Origin of the sequence: Streptomyces canus (assembly GCF_030816965.1) — a bacterium.
Classification (GTDB): domain Bacteria; phylum Actinomycetota; class Actinomycetes; order Streptomycetales; family Streptomycetaceae; genus Streptomyces; species Streptomyces canus_E.
The window spans coordinates 8,327,662-8,347,797 of the sequence record NZ_JAUSYQ010000002.1; the positions used below are offsets into that span (position 1 = coordinate 8,327,662).

Annotated in this window: 17 protein-coding genes; 15 read left to right on the forward strand and 2 right to left on the reverse strand. The window is 70.6% G+C overall.

The features are described from left to right. Positions 1–11 precede the first annotated feature (11 nt). The gene (locus QF027_RS39205; protein WP_306974155.1) at positions 12–539 is read left to right on the forward strand and encodes an isochorismatase family protein; all 528 of its coding nucleotides are present in this window, start codon (positions 12–14) and stop codon (positions 537–539) included. A gap of 101 nt (positions 540–640) precedes the next feature. Here the strand turns inward: QF027_RS39205 and fdhD are convergent, their stop codons facing one another. Next, entirely contained in the window at positions 641–1,489 is an 849-nt protein-coding gene (fdhD, locus tag QF027_RS39210; protein ID WP_307080078.1) for a formate dehydrogenase accessory sulfurtransferase FdhD, read from the reverse strand. 239 nt (positions 1,490–1,728) lie between these two features. Here fdhD and QF027_RS39215 point away from each other — a divergent pair, with 239 nt between their 5' ends. From QF027_RS39215 to QF027_RS39230, 4 genes are all read left to right on the forward strand, one after another. After that, positions 1,729–3,063, forward strand: coding sequence for an OFA family MFS transporter (locus tag QF027_RS39215; RefSeq protein ID WP_306974151.1), 1,335 nt, complete (start codon positions 1,729–1,731; stop codon positions 3,061–3,063). Beyond that, positions 3,029–3,166 (forward strand): MFS transporter small subunit, encoded by a 138-nt coding sequence (locus QF027_RS39220; protein WP_176742386.1) that lies wholly within the window; start codon positions 3,029–3,031, stop codon positions 3,164–3,166. The genes QF027_RS39215 and QF027_RS39220 overlap by 35 nt, the downstream gene beginning before the upstream one ends. Before the next feature lie 145 nt (positions 3,167–3,311). Next, a complete protein-coding gene (locus QF027_RS39225; protein WP_306974149.1) occupies positions 3,312–4,250 on the forward strand; it encodes a beta-ketoacyl-ACP synthase III in 939 nt (312 codons plus the stop codon). 121 nt (positions 4,251–4,371) lie between these two features. Then, complete coding sequence (locus QF027_RS39230) at positions 4,372–5,049, forward strand: GntR family transcriptional regulator (protein ID WP_307080080.1); 678 nt, start codon at positions 4,372–4,374, stop codon at positions 5,047–5,049. 5 nt (positions 5,050–5,054) lie between these two features. On the opposite strand, the gene QF027_RS39235 is transcribed toward QF027_RS39230, so the two are convergent. Next, positions 5,055–5,888, reverse strand: a complete 834-nt coding sequence (locus QF027_RS39235; RefSeq protein ID WP_307080082.1) for an NAD(P)H-binding protein — start codon at positions 5,886–5,888, stop codon at positions 5,055–5,057. Between the two features lie 198 nt (positions 5,889–6,086). On the opposite strand from QF027_RS39235, the gene QF027_RS39240 reads away from it, so the two are divergent. The 10 genes from QF027_RS39240 to QF027_RS39285 all read left to right on the forward strand — a co-directional run bounded on the left by QF027_RS39240 (position 6,087) and on the right by QF027_RS39285 (position 20,136). Further along, positions 6,087–7,268: an ROK family transcriptional regulator gene (locus QF027_RS39240; RefSeq protein ID WP_306986476.1), complete on the forward strand. Its 1,182-nt coding sequence runs from the start codon at positions 6,087–6,089 to the stop codon at positions 7,266–7,268. 115 nt (positions 7,269–7,383) lie between these two features. Beyond that, complete coding sequence (locus QF027_RS39245; protein ID WP_307080084.1) at positions 7,384–8,904, forward strand: sugar ABC transporter ATP-binding protein; 1,521 nt, start codon at positions 7,384–7,386, stop codon at positions 8,902–8,904. Then, the gene (locus tag QF027_RS39250) at positions 8,901–9,920 is read left to right on the forward strand and encodes an ABC transporter permease (RefSeq protein ID WP_307080086.1); all 1,020 of its coding nucleotides are present in this window, start codon (positions 8,901–8,903) and stop codon (positions 9,918–9,920) included. Before QF027_RS39245 ends, QF027_RS39250 begins: the two co-directional genes overlap by 4 nt. Before the next feature lie 17 nt (positions 9,921–9,937). Continuing rightward, positions 9,938–10,990, forward strand: coding sequence for a substrate-binding domain-containing protein (locus QF027_RS39255; RefSeq protein ID WP_307080088.1), 1,053 nt, complete (start codon positions 9,938–9,940; stop codon positions 10,988–10,990). Between the two features lie 158 nt (positions 10,991–11,148). Further along, positions 11,149–12,351 carry a Gfo/Idh/MocA family protein gene (locus QF027_RS39260; RefSeq protein WP_307080090.1) on the forward strand — a complete coding sequence of 401 codons (1,203 nt, stop codon included), beginning with the start codon at positions 11,149–11,151 and terminating at the stop codon, positions 12,349–12,351. Between the two features lie 16 nt (positions 12,352–12,367). Continuing rightward, positions 12,368–13,372: a sugar phosphate isomerase/epimerase family protein gene (locus tag QF027_RS39265; protein ID WP_307080092.1), complete on the forward strand. Its 1,005-nt coding sequence runs from the start codon at positions 12,368–12,370 to the stop codon at positions 13,370–13,372. An 84-nt stretch (positions 13,373–13,456) separates the two neighbouring features. Next, entirely contained in the window at positions 13,457–15,964 is a 2,508-nt protein-coding gene (locus QF027_RS39270) for a PQQ-dependent sugar dehydrogenase (RefSeq protein ID WP_307082653.1), read from the forward strand. 14 nt (positions 15,965–15,978) lie between these two features. After that, positions 15,979–17,322: a ThuA domain-containing protein gene (locus QF027_RS39275; protein ID WP_307080094.1), complete on the forward strand. Its 1,344-nt coding sequence runs from the start codon at positions 15,979–15,981 to the stop codon at positions 17,320–17,322. A 109-nt stretch (positions 17,323–17,431) separates the two neighbouring features. After that, the gene (locus QF027_RS39280) at positions 17,432–18,742 is read left to right on the forward strand and encodes an inositol-3-phosphate synthase (RefSeq protein WP_307080097.1); all 1,311 of its coding nucleotides are present in this window, start codon (positions 17,432–17,434) and stop codon (positions 18,740–18,742) included. Next, the gene (locus QF027_RS39285; protein ID WP_307080099.1) at positions 18,739–20,136 is read left to right on the forward strand and encodes an SCO3242 family prenyltransferase; all 1,398 of its coding nucleotides are present in this window, start codon (positions 18,739–18,741) and stop codon (positions 20,134–20,136) included. Before QF027_RS39280 ends, QF027_RS39285 begins: the two co-directional genes overlap by 4 nt.

Sequence of the window (20,136 nt, forward strand, 5' to 3'; positions counted from 1 at the left end):
AACGTTCCGTCATGACCGGACCCCTCGCGCTCGATCCCGCACGCAGCGCCCTCGTACTCGTCGATCTGATGGACCGCATCGTCGCGCTGCCCCTGGAACCCCGCAAAGGCACCGAAGTCCTCACCGCCGCCGAGGAGTTGGCGACCGCCTTCCGCACGGTCGGTGCACCCGTCGTGCTCGTGCGCGTCGAACGGCCCGGCGTCACTGACCAGCCTCCCGGAAGCGGGCTCGTGACCGGTCTCGCCCGCCCCGGCGACATCGAGATCGTGAAGCGGACCATCGGTGCCTTCCAGGGCACGGGCCTGGACGCGCGTCTTCGCGAACTCGGCGTCGCCACGCTCGCGTTCGGCGGGATCGCCACCAATCTCGGCGTGGAGTCCACCGCCCGCGCCGCCCTCGACCTCGGCTACGACCTCGTCTTCGTGGAGGACGCCATGGCCGCCTTCACCGCCGCCGAGCACGAGTCCTCGGTGCGGCTCGACTTCCCGCGCCTGGGCACGGTGGTGACGGCGGATCAGGTCCGCTTCGTCGCGAGCTGAACGCTCGGACCAGGACCGTCCCGCGCCGGTGCTGGCCCGGACCACCCCGGGCTCGACCGCGTTGACCCGGGTCGGGGCCGGCGCCAGGTCCGGCGAGGCGGTCAGCTCTGGGCGGCCGTTGCCTCCAGGGCGAGCCGGTGTTCTCCCGCGTACACGTTCATGGAGTGGCCGCGGAGGAAGCCGACGAGGGTGAGGCCGGTTTCGGTGGCGAGGTCGACGGCCAGGGAGGAGGGTGCGGAGACGGCGGCCAGCATGGGGATGCCGGCCATGACGGCCTTCTGCGCGAGTTCGAACGAGGCCCGCCCGGAGACGAGAAGGATGACGCGGTTCAGGGGGAGAGTGTCGTTCTGGAGGGCCCGGCCGACCAGCTTGTCGACGGCGTTGTGGCGGCCGACGTCCTCGCGTATGTCGAGCAGTTCGCCGTGTTCGGTGAAGAGGGCGGCGGCGTGCAGGCCCCCGGTCCGGTCGAAGACCCGTTGGGCTGCGCGGAGCCGGTCGGGGAGGCTCGTGAGCAGCTCGGGTTCGACACGGACCGGGGGAGTGTCGTTGATCGGCCAGCGCGTCGTCGTACGCACCGCGTCGAGGCTCGCCTTGCCGCACAGGCCGCAGGAGGAGGTCGTGTAGACGTTCCGTTCGAGCGTGATGTCGGGGATCACCACCCCGGGGGCTGTCTTCACGTCGACGACGTTGTACGTGTTCGAGCCGTCGGTGGTGGCGCCGGCGCAGTAGATGATGTTGTGCAGGTCGCTGTGTTGGGCGAGGACGCCTTCGCTGACGAGGAAGCCGGCGGCGAGGGCGAAGTCGTCGCCGGGGGTGCGCATGGTGATCGCGAGGGGTTTGCCGTTGAGGCGGATCTCCAGTGGTTCCTCGGTGACCAGGGTGTCCGGGCGGGAGGAGACCGCCCCGTCGCGGATGCGGATCACCTTGCGTCGTTCCGTGACTCGTCCCATATGTGTCTCAGTCCCGGTTCTGTACGTGCGGGGTGGTGACCTTCACGATCTCATTGTCCTGCACATGGAGGGGGAGGTCGCAGCCTCACTCCGAAATACTGTCTACAGTATGCTCCTCCTTTTCGGTAAGGATGCACGCGCGACCCGTCGACCGTTCGTCGCGTCCGGGATACCGCTCATCGCATACGGTCGACGCGCCGCCTTTTCAACCAGCTTGTTTGTTCCTACCGTCCGGGATCATGAGTCCCCCTGTCGCGCCCCCGGGTTGGAGCCGCTGGCTCGTCCCCCCGGCCGCCCTCTCGGTCCACCTCTCCATCGGCCAGGCGTACGCCTGGTCCGTGTTCAAGCCGCCGCTCGAGTCCGCGCTCGGTCTCAGCGGCACACAGAGCGCACTGCCCTTCCAGCTCGGCATCGTGATGCTCGGTCTGTCCGCCGCGTTCGGCGGCACGCTCGTGGAGCGCAACGGGCCGCGCTGGGCGATGACAGTGGCGCTGATCTGCTTCTCGTCCGGCTTCCTCCTCTCCGCGCTGGGCGCGGCCACCGAGCAGTACTGGCTGATCGTCCTCGGCTACGGCTTCGTCGGCGGCATAGGCCTCGGCATCGGCTACATCTCCCCGGTCTCCACCCTGATCAAGTGGTTCCCGGACCGGCCCGGCATGGCCACCGGCATCGCCATCATGGGCTTCGGCGGCGGCGCGCTCATCGCCTCGCCCTGGTCGGCGCAGATGCTGGACTCCTTCGGCTCCGACAGCTCCGGGATCGCGCTGGCGTTCCTCGTGCACGGGCTGTCGTACGCCGTCTTCATGCTCCTCGGGGTCCTCCTGGTGCGCGTGCCGCGCAGCGAGAAGCCGGTCGAGAGCGCGCCCAGCGCTTTCGAAGGGCCGCAGGTCTCGGCGCGCAACGCCGTGCGCACGCCTCAGTTCTGGTGTCTGTGGGTCGTGCTCTGCATGAACGTGACCGCGGGCATCGGCATCCTGGAGAAGGCCGCGCCGATGATCACGGACTTCTTCAAGGAGACGTCGACCCCGGTCTCGGTGTCAGCGGCGGCCGGCTTCGTCGCCCTGCTGTCGGCGGCCAACATGGCCGGCCGGATCGGCTGGTCGTCGACGTCCGACCTGATCGGACGGAAGAACATCTACCGCGTCTACCTGGGCGTGGGCGCGGTGATGTACGGGCTCATCGCCCTGTTCGGCGACTCCTCCAAGCCGTTGTTCATCCTGTGCGCGCTGGTGATCCTGTCCTTCTACGGCGGCGGCTTCGCGACGATCCCCGCCTATCTGAAGGACCTCTTCGGCGCCTACCAGGTCGGCGCCATCCATGGCCGGCTGCTCACCGCCTGGTCCACGGCCGGCGTCCTCGGACCGCTGATCGTGAACTGGATCGCCGACCGGCAGGAGGACGCGGGCAAGAGCGGGGCCGCCCTCTACGGCCTGTCGTTCGTGATCATGATCGGGCTGCTCGTCGTCGGCTTCGTCGCCAACGAGCTGGTCCGCCCCGTCAGCGCCCGCCACCACATTCCCGCACCGAGGGAGGCAGCCGATGTCGCAGTCCGACAGCAGTCAGAGTCCGCCTGACCGCCGCCCGCTGATCGCCCTCGCCTGGGTGTGGGTCGGCGCACCGCTCGCCTACGGGCTCTACGAACTCGTACAGAAAGCGACGCAGCTGTTCACCGGGTGACTGTTCGGAAGGTGTTCGGGCGTCCGAGGGTGTGACGGAAGCCGACAACTCGGGCGCCCGATTCCTGTGGCCTTACGCGCCCGCGTACCCGTGAGTCACTGATCAGACTGGAGGATCCCTACCCAAGGCAACGAGGGGACCCTCCATGAACGGCTCGCGGATCGCCGCAGTCGGCCACTACCAGCCCGCCAAGGTACTCACCAACGAGGACCTGGCGGGCCTGGTCGACACCAGCGACGAGTGGATCAGGTCCCGGGTGGGGATCCGGACCCGCCACATCGCCGGTCCCGACGAGCCGGTCGACGAGCTCGCCTCGCACGCCGCCGCCAAGGCGCTGGCCTCGGCCGGGCTCGCCCCCGCCGACATCGACCTGGTCCTGGTCGCCACCTCGACCGCCGTCGACCGGTCCCCGAACATGGCCGCCCGGGTCGCGGCCCGGCTCGGCATCCCCTCGCCGGCCGCGATGGATGTCAACGTGGTGTGCGCCGGCTTCACCCACGCGCTGGCCACCGCTGACCACACGGTCCGGGCCGGTGCGGCGACCCGGGCACTGGTGATCGGCGCCGACAAGATGTCGGCGGTGACCGACTGGAGCGACCGCACCACCTGTGTCCTCGTCGGCGACGGGGCGGGTGCGGCGGTCGTCGAGGGGGCCGACGTGCCCGGTATCTCTCCTGTGCTGTGGGGATCGGTGCCGGAGATGGGGCACGCCGTGCGGATCGAGGGCGAGCCGGCGCGGTTCGCGCAGGAAGGGCAGAGCGTCTACCGCTGGGCGACCACCAAGCTTCCGGCGCTGGCCCGGCAGGCCTGCGAGCGCGCCGGGCTCACCCCCGAGGACCTCGCCGCGGTCGTGCTGCACCAGGCGAACCTGCGGATCATCGAGCCGCTCGCGGCGAAGATCGGCGCGGTCAACGCCGTGGTCGCCCGTGACGTCACCGAGTCCGGGAACACCTCGGCGGCCAGCATTCCGCTCGCGTTCTCCAAACTGGTCGAGCAGGGCGAGATCTCGACCGGGGACCCGGTGCTGCTCTTCGGGTTCGGTGGGAACCTGTCGTACGCCGGACAGGTCGTCCGCTGCCCGTGAGGTGCGGGATGTGACGAGGTCGACTCGGTGTTCACCTGGCTCCTGTGCGCCGTAGACTGTAGACAAAAGGCAACTGGTAGGGGTGTCCGAGGGTGTCCGCCCGCCGAGGAGGGGGACCGCGATGTTGTCGACAGGTCTGCCGCAGGGAGCCGTGCCGAAGCTCGAGCGTCCCGGTCCGCTGCGCGATCGCGTGTACGAGGCGCTGCTCGAACTGATCACGACGCGGGCTCTGCAGCCGGGTCAGCATCTGGTGGAGAGTGAGCTGGCCGGGCATCTGGGGGTGTCGCGGCAGCCGGTGCGTGAGGCGTTGCAGCGGTTGAACACTGAGGGCTGGGTGGATCTGCGGCCTGCTCAGGGTGCGTTCGTGCATGAGCCGACGGACGAGGAGGCTGATCAGCTTCTGACCGTGCGGACGTTGTTGGAGGCCGAGGCGGCTCGGCTGGCGGCGGCGAACGCGGGCAGTGCCGGTATCGCCGTGCTGGAGGAGTTGTGTGCGCAGGGTGAGCGTGCGGTCGCCGCGGACGACGTGGATGCCGCGGTGGCTCTGAACGCCCGACTGCACGCCACGATCATGGAGTTGGCGGGCAACGCGGTCCTGGCGGAGCTGGCGGGGCAGGTGGATCGCCGGGTGCGCTGGTACTACACGCCGATCGCCCGGCAGCGCGGCCGGCAGTCCTGGATCGAGCACCGTGAGCTGATCGCCGCGATCGCCGACCGCGACCAGCGGCGGGCCACCGAACTGATGCGGGAGCACACCGAGCACACGCGGACGTCGTACCACGCACGCCGACGCTCGTAGTCACCTCACCGGAACGCGTCCGCGTGGTCCCGGGCCCAGCGGGCGAAAGTGCGCGGCGCCCGCCCCGTGACCTGCTCCACCGTGGGCAGCACCACCGACTCGTCCAGGGTGCCGTCGACGAAGAAGCCGAAGAAGGCGTCGACATATGGTTTCGGCACGCCGGCCGCCTCCATCTCCGCGCGTGTCTCCTCGTGCTCCAGTCCCACCGCACGCAGGTCCCGGCCCAGCGTCTCGCCGAGGATCCGGACCCGGTCGGCGGGCAACAGCGCCTCGGGGCCGGTGACTTCGAGAACGCGGCCCGCGAACTCGTCCGACAGCAGGGCCCGGAGAGCGACCTGGGCGATGTCGTACGGGTCGATGTCGGTGGTCCGCGCGTCCGGGAAGGGCACCCGGACCGTGTCGCCCTCGCGGATCCGGTCCGCGAGCCGGAGCGCGTTGGTCATGAAGGTCGTCGGGCGGACGAACGTCCATGCCAGGCCCGAGTCGCGTACGGCGTCCTCCGCGTCCAGCAGATAGCCGGCGACCGCGTTGTCCCGGTCGCCGGTGCCCGCCGACAGGCCGGAGAGCAGGACCACGCGACGCACGCCCGCGGCTCGCGCGTCCGCCAGAATCTGCCGCTGGCCGCCGTACCCGGGCATCAGGAACAGCCCTCGTACGCCGTCCAGTGCGGCCCGTACGGTCTCGGGCCGGTTCAGATCTCCCGCCACGGCCTCCACGCCCGCCGGTAACCCCTCGCTCCGCCCGGACCGGCTGACCGCCCGCACCCGCTCGCCGGACTCCGCCAGCGCACGCGCGAGTTCGGCCCCCACGTTCCCTGTCGCACCCGTCACCAGAAACATGTGCTGCCCTCCCTTGAGCCCATCCTGCGGGGCCGGGTGCCGGGACACCAGAGTGCGACAGGCCTTTGTCCTGCGAGTGGAGAAAGTCGGCATCAATCTGTGCACAGCTTCTTCCCAGGTTCGGCAGCCGCTGCTACGTTCCCCTCGAAAGCCCGGCAACTGGTGGCCGAATGAGGCGGGGAGGGGCTCGTGAGACGCATGACGGCACGACCCGCGAACGCGCATCAGGCCCGGCTGCTCAAGCTGTTGCGCGACGGAGGACCCAACTCCCGTGCGCAACTGGGCGATCAGGTCGACCTGTCACGGTCCAAGCTGGCCGTGGAGGTGGACCGTCTGCTGGAGACGGGCCTGATCGTGGCCGACGGACTCGCCGCATCCCGCGGCGGGCGCCGCTCCCACAACATCCGGCTCGCCCCCAATCTGCGTTTCCTCGGCGTGGACATCGGCGCGACCTCGGTCGACGTCGCCGTCACCAACGCCGAACTGGAGATCCTCGGTCATCTCAACCAGCCCATGGACGTCCGCGAGGGCCCGGTCGCGGTCTTCGAGCAAGTCCTGTCCATGGCCGCGAAGTTGAGGGCCTCGGGGCTCGCGGAGGGTTTCGACGGCGCCGGCATCGGCGTCCCGGGACCGGTCCGCTTCCCCGAGGGCGTACCGGTGGCTCCGCCGATCATGCCGGGCTGGGACGGCTTCCCCGTACGGGAGGCGCTCAGCCAGGAACTCGGCTGTCCGGTCATGGTCGACAACGACGTGAACCTGATGGCGATGGGGGAGATGCACGCGGGCGTCGCACACTCCGTGGGCGACTTCCTCTGCGTGAAGATCGGCACCGGCATCGGCTGCGGCATCGTCGCCGGCGGTGAGGTCCACCGCGGGGTGACGGGCAGCGCGGGCGACATCGGGCACATCCAGGCCGTGCCCGACGGACGCCCGTGCGCCTGCGGCAACCGGGGCTGCCTGGAAGCCCACTTCAGCGGGGCCGCCCTCGCCCGGGACGCCGTGGAGGCGGTCGAGCAGGGGCGCTCCGAGGAACTCGCCGCACGCCTCGCGGCGAACGGCAGTCTGACCGCGGTCCACGTCGCCGCCGCCGCTGCCGCCGGTGACGCCACCGCCCTCGACCTGATCCGTGAGGGAGGCAACCGGACCGGCCAGGTCATCGCCGGACTGGTCAGTTTCTTCAACCCGGGCCTGGTGGTGATCGGCGGCGGGGTGACCGGCCTCGGCCACACCCTGCTCGCCGCGATCCGCACCCAGGTCTACCGCCAGTCACTGCCGCTGGCGACCGGCAACCTGCCCATCGTTCTGGGGGAGTTGGGACCCACCGCCGGAGTCATCGGCGCGGCCCGGCTCATCAGCGACCACCTGTTCTCACCCGCGTAAGCCACTTCTCGGTACGGCACTGTCCGCCACGGCACCTTCTGACACGCCCCTCCAGCACAGCGCTCCTGCTTCGCCCTGCCCTGAAACCGGCCCGCACGCCCGCCAAGGGGACCTCATGGCACCAGAACCACCGCTGCTCAGCATGTCCGGCATCACCAAGTCGTTCCCCGGAGTCCGGGCCCTCGACGGCGTGGACCTCGATGTCCAGGCCGGCGAAGTGCACTGTCTGCTCGGCCAGAACGGGGCCGGGAAGTCCACCCTCATCAAGGTGCTGGCCGGCGCCCACCAGCCCGACACCGGCCGCCTGCGCTGGCGCGGCGAGGAGGTCACGCTCCGCTCGCCGATCGCCGCCATGCGCCTCGGCATCGCCACCATCTACCAGGAACTCGACCTGGTGGAGCACCTGTCCGTGGCCGAGAACGTCCACCTCGGCCACGAACCCACGGCCGCGGGGTTCGTCGTACGGGGCAAGGCGGCTCGTCGGTCGACAGCCGCACTGCTACGACGCCTCGGGCACCCGGAGATCGATCCGGCGCGCCTGGTCGGGGAGTTGCCGGCGGCACAGCAGCAGATCGTGTCCATGGCGCGAGCCCTCTCCCACGACGTACGGCTGATCGTGATGGACGAACCGTCCGCCGCCCTCGACCCGGACGAGGTCGACAACCTCTTCCGGATCGTCGGCGACCTCACCGCCGAGGGCGTCGCCGTCGTCTACATCTCCCACCGCCTGGAGGAGATCCGGCGGATCGGGGACCGGGTGACCGTCCTCAAGGACGGCCGGGCCGTCGCCGTCGGACTGCCCGCGAAATCGACGCCGACGCGAGAGGTCGTGGCGCTGATGACGGGCCGCAACGTCGAGTACGTCTTTCCGGACCGGCCGACGGCTCCCGGGAAGGGCGAGAGGCCGCTGCTCGAAGTCCGAGGGCTCAGCAGACAGGGCGAGTTCGAACCCCTCGACCTCGTGGTCCGCCCCGGAGAGATCGTCGGCCTCGCCGGACTCGTCGGATCGGGACGCTCCGAGATCCTGGAGACGGTCTACGGCGCCCGGAAGCCCACCACCGGTCAAGTCCTCGTGGACGACAAGGCGTTGAAGCCGGGAAGTGTGCGAGCAGCCGTCCGCGCCGGGATCGGACTGGCCCCCGAGGAGCGCAAGGCGCAGGCCCTGCTGATGCTGGAGTCGGTCACCCGCAACGTCTCCGTCTCCTCCATGTCCCGCTTCTCCAGGGCCGGTTGGATCGACCGGGCCGCCGAACTCGGCGCGGCCCGGGCGGCGACCCGCGAACTGTCGTTGCGGCCCGACAACCCCTCCGTGCCGATCCGCACCCTGTCCGGCGGCAACCAGCAAAAAGCGGTCCTGGCCCGCTGGCTGCTGCGCGGCTGCCGGGTCCTGCTGCTCGACGAACCCACCCGGGGCGTCGACGTCGGCGCCCGCGCCGAGCTGTACGCGGTCGTTCGCCGACTGGCCGACGAAGGCCTGGCCGTGCTGCTGGTCTCCAGCGAGGTCCCCGAGGTGCTCGGCCTCGCCGACCGCGTCCTGGTGCTCCGCGAGGGCCGTGTCGTGCATACGGCGCCCGCCCGTGAGCTCGACGAACACCGTGTACTCGACCTCGTCATGGAAGGAAGCCCGGCGTCATGACGCAACATGTGTCCCCGCCCAGGGGAAGCGCCGACAAAGTGCCTCCGGCGAGCGAATCGTTCGCGTGGCGAGGGGTGTTCGCCCGCGCCGACGTCCGCACCCTCTCCCTCCTCGGCGTGCTCGCCGTACTGATCCTCATCGGCGGCATCACCAAGCCCGACGAGTTCCTCGACACCCGCAACCTCCAACTCGTCCTCACCCAGGCCTCGGTGATCGGTGTCGTCACCGTCGGCATGACCTTCGTCATCACCTCCGGCGGCATCGACCTGTCCGTCGGCGCGATCGTCGCCCTCGCCTCGGTGTGGGCCACCACCGTCGCCACCCAGGAGTACGGCTTCGCGGGCATCCTCTTCACCGCGGTGATCGTCGGAGTCGGCTGCGGCCTGGTCAACGGACTGCTCATCGCGTACGGCGGGATGGTCCCGTTCATCGCCACGCTCGCCATGCTCGCCTCGGCCCGTGGACTCGCCCTGCAGATCACCGACGGCAGGACGCAGATCGTCTCGATCGACAGCGTGCTGGATCTCGGAGAGCGCGACGCGTATGTCCTCGGCATCCCTCCGCTGGTCCTCGTCTTCGCGGTCGTGACGATCATCGGCTGGCTGGTGCTGAACCGCACCACCTTCGGCCGCCGCACGGTCGCCGTCGGCGGCAACGCCGAGGCCGCCCGGCTCGCCGGCATCGACGTCCGCCGTCAGCGCCTCTACCTCTACCTGCTGTCAGGACTGTGCTGCGGCATCGCCGCCTTCCTGCTGATCATCCTGTCCGGCTCCGGCCAGAACACCAACGGCAACCTCTACGAGCTCGACGCCATCGCCGCCGCGATCATCGGCGGCACCCTGCTCAGCGGGGGCCGCGGCACCATCACCGGCTCCGTGCTCGGTGTCCTGATCTTCACCACGATCACCAACATCTTCGCCCTGAACAACCTGCAGAGCGACGTCCAGCAGATCGCCAAGGGCGCGATCATCGTCGCCGCCGTGCTGGTCCAGCGCCGTACCGCAAGCACGACCTGAGGAAAGGGTTCACCGCCATGCCACAGCACACGAGCCGCTTCACCAGTCGCAGAGGGCTGCTCTTCGGGACCGCCGCCGTCGGGGCCGGTGCCCTCCTCGCAGGTTGCACCAGCAACGACTCCAGCGACGACGAACCGGCCGCGAACGACCAGCCGGCCGCCGCCGAGTCGTCCGGCAAGCCGGTCACCATCGGCTTCGCCGGACCGCAGGCCGACCACGGCTGGCTCAACGCCATCAACGACAACGCCAAGAACCGGGCGAAGAAGTACTCCGACGTCACCCTGGAGATCACCGAGGGCTCCAACGACACCGCCCAGCAGATCGGCCAGATCGAGACCCTGATCAACAAGAAGGTCGACGTCCTGGTGGTGCTGCCCGCCGACGGCAAGGCCCTCACCCAGGTCGGCCTCAAGGCGATGCGCGCCGGGATCCCGGTCGTCAACCTCGACCGCATCTTCAACACCCCGCAGGCGTACCGCTGTTGGATAGGCGGCGACAACTACGGCATGGGCCTCAACGCCGGCCACTACATCGGCGAGAAGCTCAAGGGAAAGTCGAACGCCAAGGTCATCGAACTGGCCGGACTCGACAACCTCGAACTCACCAAGCAGCGCACCAAGGGCTTCGACGACGCCCTGAAGAACTATCCCAACGTCAGGAAGGTGGCCCGCCAGGCCGCCGAGTTCACGGTGGAGTCCGGGCAGGCCAAGATGGCCCAGCTCCTGCAGGCCCAGTCCAGCTTCGACGCGGTGTGGAACCACGACGACGACCAGGGCGTGGGCGCGCTGCGCGCCATCGACCAGGCCGGCCGCGACGACTTCCTGATGGTCGGCGGCGCGGGCGCCCTGTCCGCGTTCCAGGCCATCAAGCAGGACAACGGCGTCCTCAAGGCGACCGTCCTCTACCCGCCGACCATGGCCGCCTCCGCGATCGACCTCGCCCGCGCCCTCGGCCAGTCCAAGGGCATCAGCGGCCTCTCCGAGTTCGAGATCCCGGCCTCGCTCACCCTCTACTCGGCCGTCGTCGACAAGACCAACGTCGACCAGTACATGTCCACCGGCTTCAAGTGAGGCGTCCCGATCCGGGGCCTGGCTTACCGACCGGGCCGGCCGCGAGCAGCGGTGCGCCCCCGCCCGGCCGACCCGAACGGCAGGTCCCAGGAGCCCGGTTCGTCGACGGACCGGGCTGCACCCCCCACCGCGCCACGACGACGAGGAGGACATCGCGCATGGCACAGCCGCAGCAGTCAGAAGAGGCCGAGGTGCCGCCGCTCCGGGTCGGCATGGTCGGCTACGCCTTCATGGGCGCCGCCCACTCCCAGGGCTGGCGGACCGTAGGACGCGTCTTCGACCTGCCCCGCCGCCCGGTGCTCGCCGCGATCTGCGGACGGGACGCGGACGCCGTGCGCCGGGCAGCCGACCGGCACGGCTGGGCGGCCGCCGAGACCGACTGGCGGGCCCTGATCGAGCGGGACGACGTCGACCTCGTCGACATCTGCACCCCCGGCGACAGCCATGCCGAGATCGCCGTCGCCGCGCTCGCCGCCGGAAAGCACGTGCTGTGCGAGAAGCCCCTCGCCAACACCGTCGAGGAGGCCCAGGTGATGACCCGGGCGGCCGAAGAGGCCTTCGGCCGGGGTCAGTTCGCGATGGTCGGCTTCAACTACCGCCGGGTGCCCGCCACCGCGCTGGCCCGCCGGATGGTGGCGGAAGGACGGCTCGGCACACTGCGGCACGTGCGGGTGTCCTACCTCCAGGACTGGCTCGTGGACCCGGAGTTCCCCCTGACCTGGCGGCTGCGCCGGGAGCAGGCAGGCTCGGGTTCGCTCGGCGACCTGGGCGCGCACATCGTCGACCTCGCCCAGTACCTGGCGGGAGAGACACTGGCCGGAGTCTCCGCGCTGACCGAGACCTTCGTTCGGGAGCGCCCGCTGACCGGCGGCGCCGTCACAGGCCTGTCCGCCGTCTCCGGGACCGGGACCGGGCAGGTCACGGTGGACGACGCGGCCCTGTTCACCGGCCGCTTCACCTCCGGCGCCCTCGCCTCCTTCGAGGCCACCCGGTACGCCACCGGCCGCAAGAACTCCCTGCGCATCGAACTCAACGGCGAACGCGGCTCGTTGGCCTTCGACCTGGAACGCCTCAACGAACTCTCCTACCACGACGGCACGGAACCCGCGGCGCACGCCGGTTTCCGCCGCATCCTCGTCACCGAGCCCGACCATCCCTACCTGGACGCCTGGTGGCCGCCCGGCCACGGCCTCGGCTACGAGCACACCTTCGTCCACCAGGCCCGCGACCTCGTCCACGCGATCGCCGAGGGCCGCCGCCCCGAACCCTCCTTCGCCGACGGGCTCCAGGTCCAGCGGGTGCTCGCGGCCGTGGAGGAGAGCGCCGAGAAGAACTCCGTCTACACCCCGATAGCCGTCTGAGGAGGCTCCGAAAAAGATGCCGCGTCAGTTCACGCTCTTCACCGGCCAGTGGGCCGACCTCCCCCTCGAAGAGGTCTGCCGCCTCGCCCGCGACTTCGGCTACGACGGACTCGAACTCGCCTGCTGGGGCGATCACTTCGAGGTCGACAAGGCGCTCGCGGATCCGTCGTACCTGGACTCCCGGCACGCGCTGCTCGACAAGTACGGCCTCAAGTGCTGGGCGATCTCCAACCACCTGGTCGGCCAGGCCGTCTGCGACGCCATCATCGACGAACGCCACCAGGCCATCCTGCCGGGCGAGGTGTGGGCCGACGGCGACCCGGAAGGGGTGCGGCAGCGGGCCGCGAACCGTATGAAGGACACCGCGCGGGCCGCACGCGCCTTCGGCGTCGACACCGTCATCGGCTTCACCGGCTCCGCCATCTGGCACCTGGTCGCCATGTTCCCGCCCGCCCCCGAGTCGATGATCGACCGCGGCTACGAGGACTTCGCCGAGCGCTGGAACCCGATCCTCGACGTCTTCGACGCGGAGGGCGTGCGGTTCGCCCACGAGGTCCACCCGAGCGAGATCGCCTACGACTACTGGACAACACAGCGCGCGGTGGAGGCAGTCGGCGGCCGGGCGGCCTTCGGCCTCAACTTCGACCCCTCCCACTTCGTGTGGCAGGACCTCGACCCGGTCAACTTCCTGTGGGACTTCCGCGACCGGATCTACCACGTCGACTGCAAGGAAGCCCGCAAACGCCTCGACGGCCGCAACGGCCGCCTCGGCTCCCACCTGCCCTGGGGCGACCCGCGCCGCGGCTGGGACTTCGTCTCCGCCGGGCACGGCGACGTCCCCTGGGAGGACGTCTTCCGCATGCTGCGCTCCATCGACTACCAGGGCCCGATCTCGGTCGAGTGGGAGGACGCCGGCATGGACCGGCTCCAGGGCGCTCCGGAGGCACTGAACCGACTGAAGGCGTACGACTTCGAGCCGCCGTCGGCCTCGTTCGACGCGGCGTTCGGCGGCAACGAGTAAGCCGCACTGGTCAGTTCCGGGATGACGGCGCATCCCGGCGCACCCGCACCCACCCGTACGACCGGCCCCTTTCTGGAGGCATCCGTGCACGGGAAAGACCGCACCACCACAACCGGCAGAATCGAGACCCACAGACGACGCGCCCCCTGGCGCAGAGCGGCGGCCCTGCTCACCGGCTTCCTGCTGGCCGGCGCCTCCCTCACCCTCGCCGCTCCCCAGGCAGGCGCAGCCGTCGCCGAGCCGGGAGCCGCTCAGGCCGCCGCCGAGGACTTCCAGCAGGTCACCCTCGCCAAGGGCGAGCCGGAGGTCGGGGAGCCCATGTCGCTCGCCGTCCTCCCGGACCGCTCGGTCCTGCACACCTCCCGCGACGGCGAACTCCGCATCACCGACGCGGCCGGCACCACCCGGCTCGCCGGAAAGCTCGACGTCTACTCCCACGACGAGGAAGGCCTCCAAGGCGTCGGCGTGGACCCGCAGTTCACCACCAACCGCTTCATCTACCTCTACTACGCACCCCCGTTGAACACCCCGGCGGGTGACGCCCCCGAGACCGGCACCGCGGCCGACTTCGCACCCTTCGACGGCGTCAACCGGCTCTCCCGGTTCGTCCTGAAGACCGACGGCACCCTCGACGCCGCCAGCGAGACGAAGATCATCGACATCCCCGCCAGCCGCGGCATCTGCTGCCACGTCGGCGGCGACATCGACTTCGACGCGGCCGGCAACCTCTACCTGTCGACGGGCGACGACTCCAATCCCTTCCAGTCGGACGGGTTCACGCCCATCGACGAACGCGCCAACCGCAACCCGGCCTTCGACGCCCAGCGCACCGCCGGCAACACCAACGACCTGCGCGGCAAGATCCTGCGCATCAAGGTCAACGCCGACGGCTCGTACGCCATCCCCGACGGCAACCTCTTCGCGCCCGGCACGGACAGGACCCGGCCCGAGATCTACGCCATGGGCTTCCGCAACCCGTTCCGCTTCAGCGTCGACAAGCAGACGGGGATCGTGTACGTCGGCGACTACGGCCCCGACGCGGGCGCCGCCGACCCGGCCCGAGGCCCCGCCGGCCAGGTCGAGTTCGCGCGCGTGACCGGCCCCGGCAACTTCGGCTGGCCGTACTGCACGGGCGACAACGACGCCTATGTGGACTACGACTTCGCGACCGGCACCTCGGGCGCCGCCTTCGACTGCTCCGCGCCGAAGAACAACTCCCCGCACAACACCGGCCTCACCGACCTTCCCCCGGCGCAGGCCGCCTGGATCCCCTACGACAACGGATCGGTACCCGAGTTCGGCACCGGCTCCGAGTCCCCGATGGGCGGCCCGGTCTACCACTACGACCCCGCGCTCGACTCACCCGTGAAGTTCCCCGAGGCCTACGACGGCGACTTCTTCGCCGGGGAGTTCGGCCGCCGCTGGATCAAGCGGATCACCAGCGACGACAACGGCACCGTCCAGTCGATCAACGACATCCCGTGGACCGGCACCCAGGTGATGGACATGGCCTTCGGTCCCGACGGCGCACTGTACGTCCTCGACTACGGAGTCTCCTGGTTCGGCGGCGACGAGAACTCCGCCCTGTACCGCATCGAGAACGCCACCGACGGCCACTCCCCGGTCGCACAGGCCGCGGCCGACCGTACGTCAGGACAGGCACCCCTGCGAGTCCGGTTCTCCTCCGAGGGCACCAGCGACCAGGACGGCGACGCCCTCACCTACAGCTGGGACTTCGGCGACGGCGCCACGTCCACGGCGGCGAACCCGACCCACACGTACAAGAAGAACGGCACCTACACGGCGACCCTGACCGCGAAGGACGCGAGCGGCCGCACCGGCAGCGCCAGCGTGCAGATCGTCGTCGGGAACACCGCGCCCAAGGTGACGCTCGAACTCCCGCAGGACGGCCGGCTGTTCAGCTTCGGTGACGCGATCCCGTTCAAGGTGCGGGTGAGTGACCCCGAGGACGGCCGGTCCATCGACTGCACCAAGGTCAAGGTCACCTTCGTCCTCGGCCACGACAGCCACGGCCACCCCGTGACCTCCGCCAACGGCTGCACCGGCACCATCCAGACCAGCGCCGACGGCGGTCACGACGAGGACGCCAACATCTTCGGTGTGATGGACGCCGAGTACACCGACAACGGTGGCGGCGGCCAGGCCCCGCTGACCACCCACGACCAGAGCGTCCTGCAGCCCAGGCACCGCCAGGCCGAGCACTTCGGCACCGGCTCCGGCGTCTCGGTCATCGCCAAGGACACGGCACACGGCGGCAACACGGTCGGCGACATCAACAACGGCGACTGGATCGCCTTCACACCGTACGTCCTGAGCAACGCCAAGTCGCTCACCGCACGCGTCTCCTCGGGCGGCACCGGAGGCACCCTCGAGATCCGCGCGGGGTCCGCGACCGGCACCCTGCTCGGCACGGCGGCCGTACCGGTGACCGGCGGCTGGGAGACCTTCCAGGACGTCACCGCCAACCTGTCCCGCGCGCCCAGGGGCACCACCACGCTCTACCTGGTCTTCAAGGGGAGCGGCACCGGCGCCCTGTTCGACGTGGACGACTTCACCTTCACGACCGGCTGAAAGGAGGGGCTCGTATGAACACAACCGGACGATGGACGACGGCCGTTGTGGGAGCCGCCCTGCTCCTCGGCTGCGTGTCAGAACCCGCCGCGTCGCACTCCCCGGACGCCGAACGGGTGCTGGTCTTCTCCAAGACGGCCGGCTTCCGGCACGACTCCATTCCCGACGGTGTCGCCGCGGTGAAGCAGCTCGGTGAGACCGGCGGCTTCACGGTCGACGCCACCGAGGACGCGAACGCGTTCACCTCGCGCAACCTGCGCCGGTACGACGCGGTCGTGTTCCTCTCCACCACCGGAGACGTCCTCGACCCCACCCAACAGCGGGCCTTCGAGGGCTACATCCGGCACGGCGGCGGATACGTCGGTATCCACGCGGCCGCCGACACCGAGTACGACTGGGCGTTCTACGGCGGCCTCGCCGGCGCCTACTTCCAGTCGCACCCGGCGATCCAGCCGGCCACGGTGGTGGCCGAGGACCGGGCCCACCCGTCCATGTCGGGGCTGCCTCCGACGTGGAACCGGACCGACGAGTGGTACAACTACCGCTCCAATCCCCGTGACCGTGCCCACGTCCTCGCCTCGCTCGACGAGTCGTCGTACACCGGCGGCACCATGAACGGCGACCATCCGATCGCCTGGTGCCAGGACTACCAGGGCGGCCGTGCCTTCTACACCGGCCTCGGCCACACGAAGGAGTCGTACGCGGACCCGGCGTTCCGCGGCCATGTGCTGGGCGGCATTCGCTATGCGATCGGCGAGGCCCAGGCCGACTGCCGGCCGGAGAACGGCTACCGTCCGCTCTTCGACGGCACGGCCGAGTCACTGGACGCCTGGCAACAGGCGGGTCCGGGCTCCTTCACCCGGTCCGACGACGGCACGCTCACCTCGTCCGGCGGTATGGGGATGCTCTGGTACGCCGGTCAGAGCTTCGGGGCCTACTCCCTGAAGCTCGACTGGAAGATGGCCGGCGCCTCCGGTGACGACAACTCGGGTGTGTTCGTGGGCTTCCCGCCCTCGGACGACCCCTGGTCCGCGGTGGACAACGGCTACGAGATCCAGATCGACGCCACCGACGTACCCGAGAAGACCACGGGGTCCGTCTACGGCTTCCGCTCCGCCGACCTCGAGAAGCGTGACCGTGCGCTGAACCCGCCGGGGGAGTGGAACACGTACGAGATCCGCGTGGAGGGCGAACGCCTCCGCGTCTGGCTCAACGGCGTGAAGATCAACGATTTCACCAACACCGATCCGGCCCGGAGCCTGCGTGACGGGCATGTCGGCATCCAGAACCACGGAGCCGACGACCAGGTGTCGTTCCGCGACATCCGGATCAAGGAACTGCTCGTCAAGGGCGATTGAGCGGCGGCGGGCGGGGGACGCCGGACTCCCGCCCGCCGTCTTCACCCCTTCGTCGTCCATCCCTTCGTCGCAGGGTCTGCGCACCCATGTGCTCGGCAAGGAGGCTGCCATGTCCGCGTCCGATTCCACACCGCGCGTCGGCGTCTGGCTGATCGGGGCCCGCGGTTCCGTCGCCACGACGGTCGTCGCGGGCTGCGCCGCCATGACGGCGGGCCTGCACCCGCCGACGGGCCTGCTCACCGAGACACCACCCTTCACCGAAAGCGGTCTGCCGGCCTTGTCCTCTCTGGTCTTCGGCGGCCACGACACGCTGGACTGCCCCTTGCCCAAACGGGCGGAGGCCCTGGCGGCGGGCGGTGTCCTGCCCCACGGCCTGCCGACAGCGGTGAGCGCCGAACTCGCCGCCGCGGAACGGGAGATCAGGCCCGGCGGCCCACTTCCCGGCGACACGAGGTCCGACGACGACCTGATCGCAGCCTTCGCCGCGGACATACGGTCCTTCGTACGACGGTGTCGGCTCTCGCGCGCGGTGGTGGTGAACGTGGCCTCCACCGAGCCCGCACCCACCGGCGACGCCCTGCCTCCGAGCTCCCTGTACGCGGCGGCAGCCCTGCGCGCGGGCTGCGCGTATGTGAACTTCACCCCCTCGACCGGCCTGCACCATCCTTTGCTGAGGCAGCAGGCCGAGTCCTTGGGTCTTCCGTTCGCGGGTCGCGACGGCAAGACCGGCCAGACCCTGCTCCGGTCCGTCCTGGGCCCGATGTTCACCCAGCGTGCCCTGACGGTCCGGGCCTGGTCCGGCACCAATCTCCTCGGCGGCGGCGACGGAGCCTCCCTCGCCGACCCGTCGGCCGCCGCGGCGAAGAACGCCGGTAAGGAGCGCGTCCTGGCCGACACCCTCGGCACCACCCCGGAGGGCGAGGTCCACATCGACGACGTCCCCGCCCTCGGCGACTGGAAGACCGCCTGGGACCACATCGCCTTCGACGGATTCCTCGGCACCCGCATGGTCCTCCAGACCACTTGGCAGGGCTGCGACTCCTCCCTGGCCGCACCTCTCGTACTCGACCTGGCGCGTCTGGCCGCCCGCGCGCAGGAGAGGGGCCTGTCCGGCCCACTGAGCGAACTGGGCTTCTACTTCAAGGACCCGGTGGGGCAGGGGCCCTCGGCGCTGGGGGAGCAGTACGGGCGGCTGGTGGGGTTCGCGGAGCGGCTGCGGGAAGAGCGCTCAGGGGGCGGGCAGCGGGGTGGTGGCTTTGCTGACGGTCCGGTCGCGGAGGGAGCGGACGGTGCGGACGTCGGGAGTGGCGGGGGCAGCGCGGGCGACTCCGGCGGTGGCGGCGATGGCGGCGTCTCCAGTTCGGTCGACAGTGGCGGCCTTGCCGGCGAGCCGGCCGATCGTTCGGGGGAGCAGTGGTGAGGACGAGCAGAGCCGTGGCACCGGAGCGCGTGTCCAAGGGCACGGGCGAGACGACGGCGACCCCCACCACGCCCTCGCTCAAGGAGCCTTCACCGCTCACCGCACCACCGAGCCGTACGCACACCAGCCGCCCCGACCGCGCCCGCGCCTGGGCCGAACTCCTGCGCCTGCCCGCCCTGTTCACCGTCCCCGGCGATGCCCTGGCCGGAGCGGCGGCAGTCTCCGCACGCCCCAGTGCCCGGACTCTCCTCGCGATCGCCTCCTCCGTCTGTCTCTACGAGGCCGGCATGGCCCTCAACGACTGGGCCGACCGCGACGTGGACGCTGTGGAACGCCCTCACCGCCCCCTCCCTTCCGGCCGAGTCCGCCCCGCGGCAGCCCTCGGCGCGGCCTGCGCCCTCACCGGCGCGGGCCTCTCGCTGGCGGCCTGCGCGGGCCGCCCCGCCCTCACGGTCGCGGTCCCCCTCACGGCCACGGTCTGGGCGTACGACCTCGCCCTGAAGAACACCCCGGCAGGACCGGTCGCCATGGCGACGGCACGAGGGCTGGACCTGCTGCTCGGTGCGGCGGCGACAGCGGGGGCCGGCGTTGTGGGCCGGAGAGGTGGGGCAAGCCCGTTGGCCCCCAGGGCCGGCGTGGACGGCGTGAGCCGGAAGGTCGGAGCGTGCCGAGCGTGGGCTACGGCCGTCGCCGACGAGCCTCGGGCGGCCTTGAGGGCGGCAGCCGTTCCCGGCGCCGTGCACGGCATCCGGCGGGCCCTGACCTCCGCTGCTCACCTCGGCGCTGCTCACCCCGGCACCCGTAGGACCTGGCAGTCGGCTGCTCTCCTCGGCATCCGGCAGGCCCTGCCCTCCGCCGCCCTGCTCGGCGCCCACACCCTCGCCGTCACCACCGTCTCCCGCCGCGAGGCCCAGGGCGGCTCGCCCCTGGCCCCCTTCGCAGCGCTCGCCGTGACTGCCGCACTGACGCGGGCGGTGATCCGACAGCGTTCGCTCCCGACGGACCGGATCGACGGAAGCCGACGCGGTACCGGATCGCGCCGGCCGGCGGACCTGGCCGCCGCAGCCATGTCCCGCCTGTCACGCCCCCCGCGGCAGACCGGCGCGCACATGCCCCCGCCCGGCCTCGACCCCCTCGGCGCACACGCGGCCCTGCGCCTCGCCCTCGCCGCCACCTACGCGGCCACTGCCGCCCGCCCCTACCTCCACGCCGCCCTCAACCCCTCACCCCCGCTCACCCAACGAGCCGTCACCGCCGGCATCAGAGCCACGATCCCCCTCCAGGCCGCCCTCACTGCCCGCTCGGGTGCGAAGGGCGCGACCGTCACGGCCCTGCTCACGACCGCCCTCGGCCCCCTGGCCGGACGCTTCGCGAGGAAGGTGAGTGTCACATGA

What these genes read in the sequence shown, in the direction of transcription:
- QF027_RS39230 (WP_307080080.1), top strand. Translation starts at nt 4,372, where the DNA reads ATGTTGTCGACAGGTCTGCCGCAGGGAGCCGTGCCGAAGCTCGAGCGT.
- QF027_RS39235 (WP_307080082.1), bottom strand. Translation starts at nt 5,888, where the DNA reads ATGTTTCTGGTGACGGGTGCGACAGGGAACGTGGGGGCCGAACTCGCG.
- QF027_RS39205 (WP_306974155.1), top strand. Translation starts at nt 12, where the DNA reads ATGACCGGACCCCTCGCGCTCGATCCCGCACGCAGCGCCCTCGTACTC.
- QF027_RS39220 (WP_176742386.1), top strand. Translation starts at nt 3,029, where the DNA reads ATGTCGCAGTCCGACAGCAGTCAGAGTCCGCCTGACCGCCGCCCGCTG.
- QF027_RS39225 (WP_306974149.1), top strand. Translation starts at nt 3,312, where the DNA reads ATGAACGGCTCGCGGATCGCCGCAGTCGGCCACTACCAGCCCGCCAAG.
- fdhD (WP_307080078.1), bottom strand. Translation starts at nt 1,489, where the DNA reads ATGGGACGAGTCACGGAACGACGCAAGGTGATCCGCATCCGCGACGGG.
- QF027_RS39215 (WP_306974151.1), top strand. Translation starts at nt 1,729, where the DNA reads ATGAGTCCCCCTGTCGCGCCCCCGGGTTGGAGCCGCTGGCTCGTCCCC.
- QF027_RS39255 (WP_307080088.1), top strand. Translation starts at nt 9,938, where the DNA reads ATGCCACAGCACACGAGCCGCTTCACCAGTCGCAGAGGGCTGCTCTTC.
- QF027_RS39280 (WP_307080097.1), top strand. Translation starts at nt 17,432, where the DNA reads ATGTCCGCGTCCGATTCCACACCGCGCGTCGGCGTCTGGCTGATCGGG.
- QF027_RS39245 (WP_307080084.1), top strand. Translation starts at nt 7,384, where the DNA reads ATGGCACCAGAACCACCGCTGCTCAGCATGTCCGGCATCACCAAGTCG.
- QF027_RS39250 (WP_307080086.1), top strand. Translation starts at nt 8,901, where the DNA reads ATGACGCAACATGTGTCCCCGCCCAGGGGAAGCGCCGACAAAGTGCCT.
- QF027_RS39260 (WP_307080090.1), top strand. Translation starts at nt 11,149, where the DNA reads ATGGCACAGCCGCAGCAGTCAGAAGAGGCCGAGGTGCCGCCGCTCCGG.
- QF027_RS39240 (WP_306986476.1), top strand. Translation starts at nt 6,087, where the DNA reads ATGACGGCACGACCCGCGAACGCGCATCAGGCCCGGCTGCTCAAGCTG.
- QF027_RS39265 (WP_307080092.1), top strand. Translation starts at nt 12,368, where the DNA reads ATGCCGCGTCAGTTCACGCTCTTCACCGGCCAGTGGGCCGACCTCCCC.
- QF027_RS39275 (WP_307080094.1), top strand. Translation starts at nt 15,979, where the DNA reads ATGAACACAACCGGACGATGGACGACGGCCGTTGTGGGAGCCGCCCTG.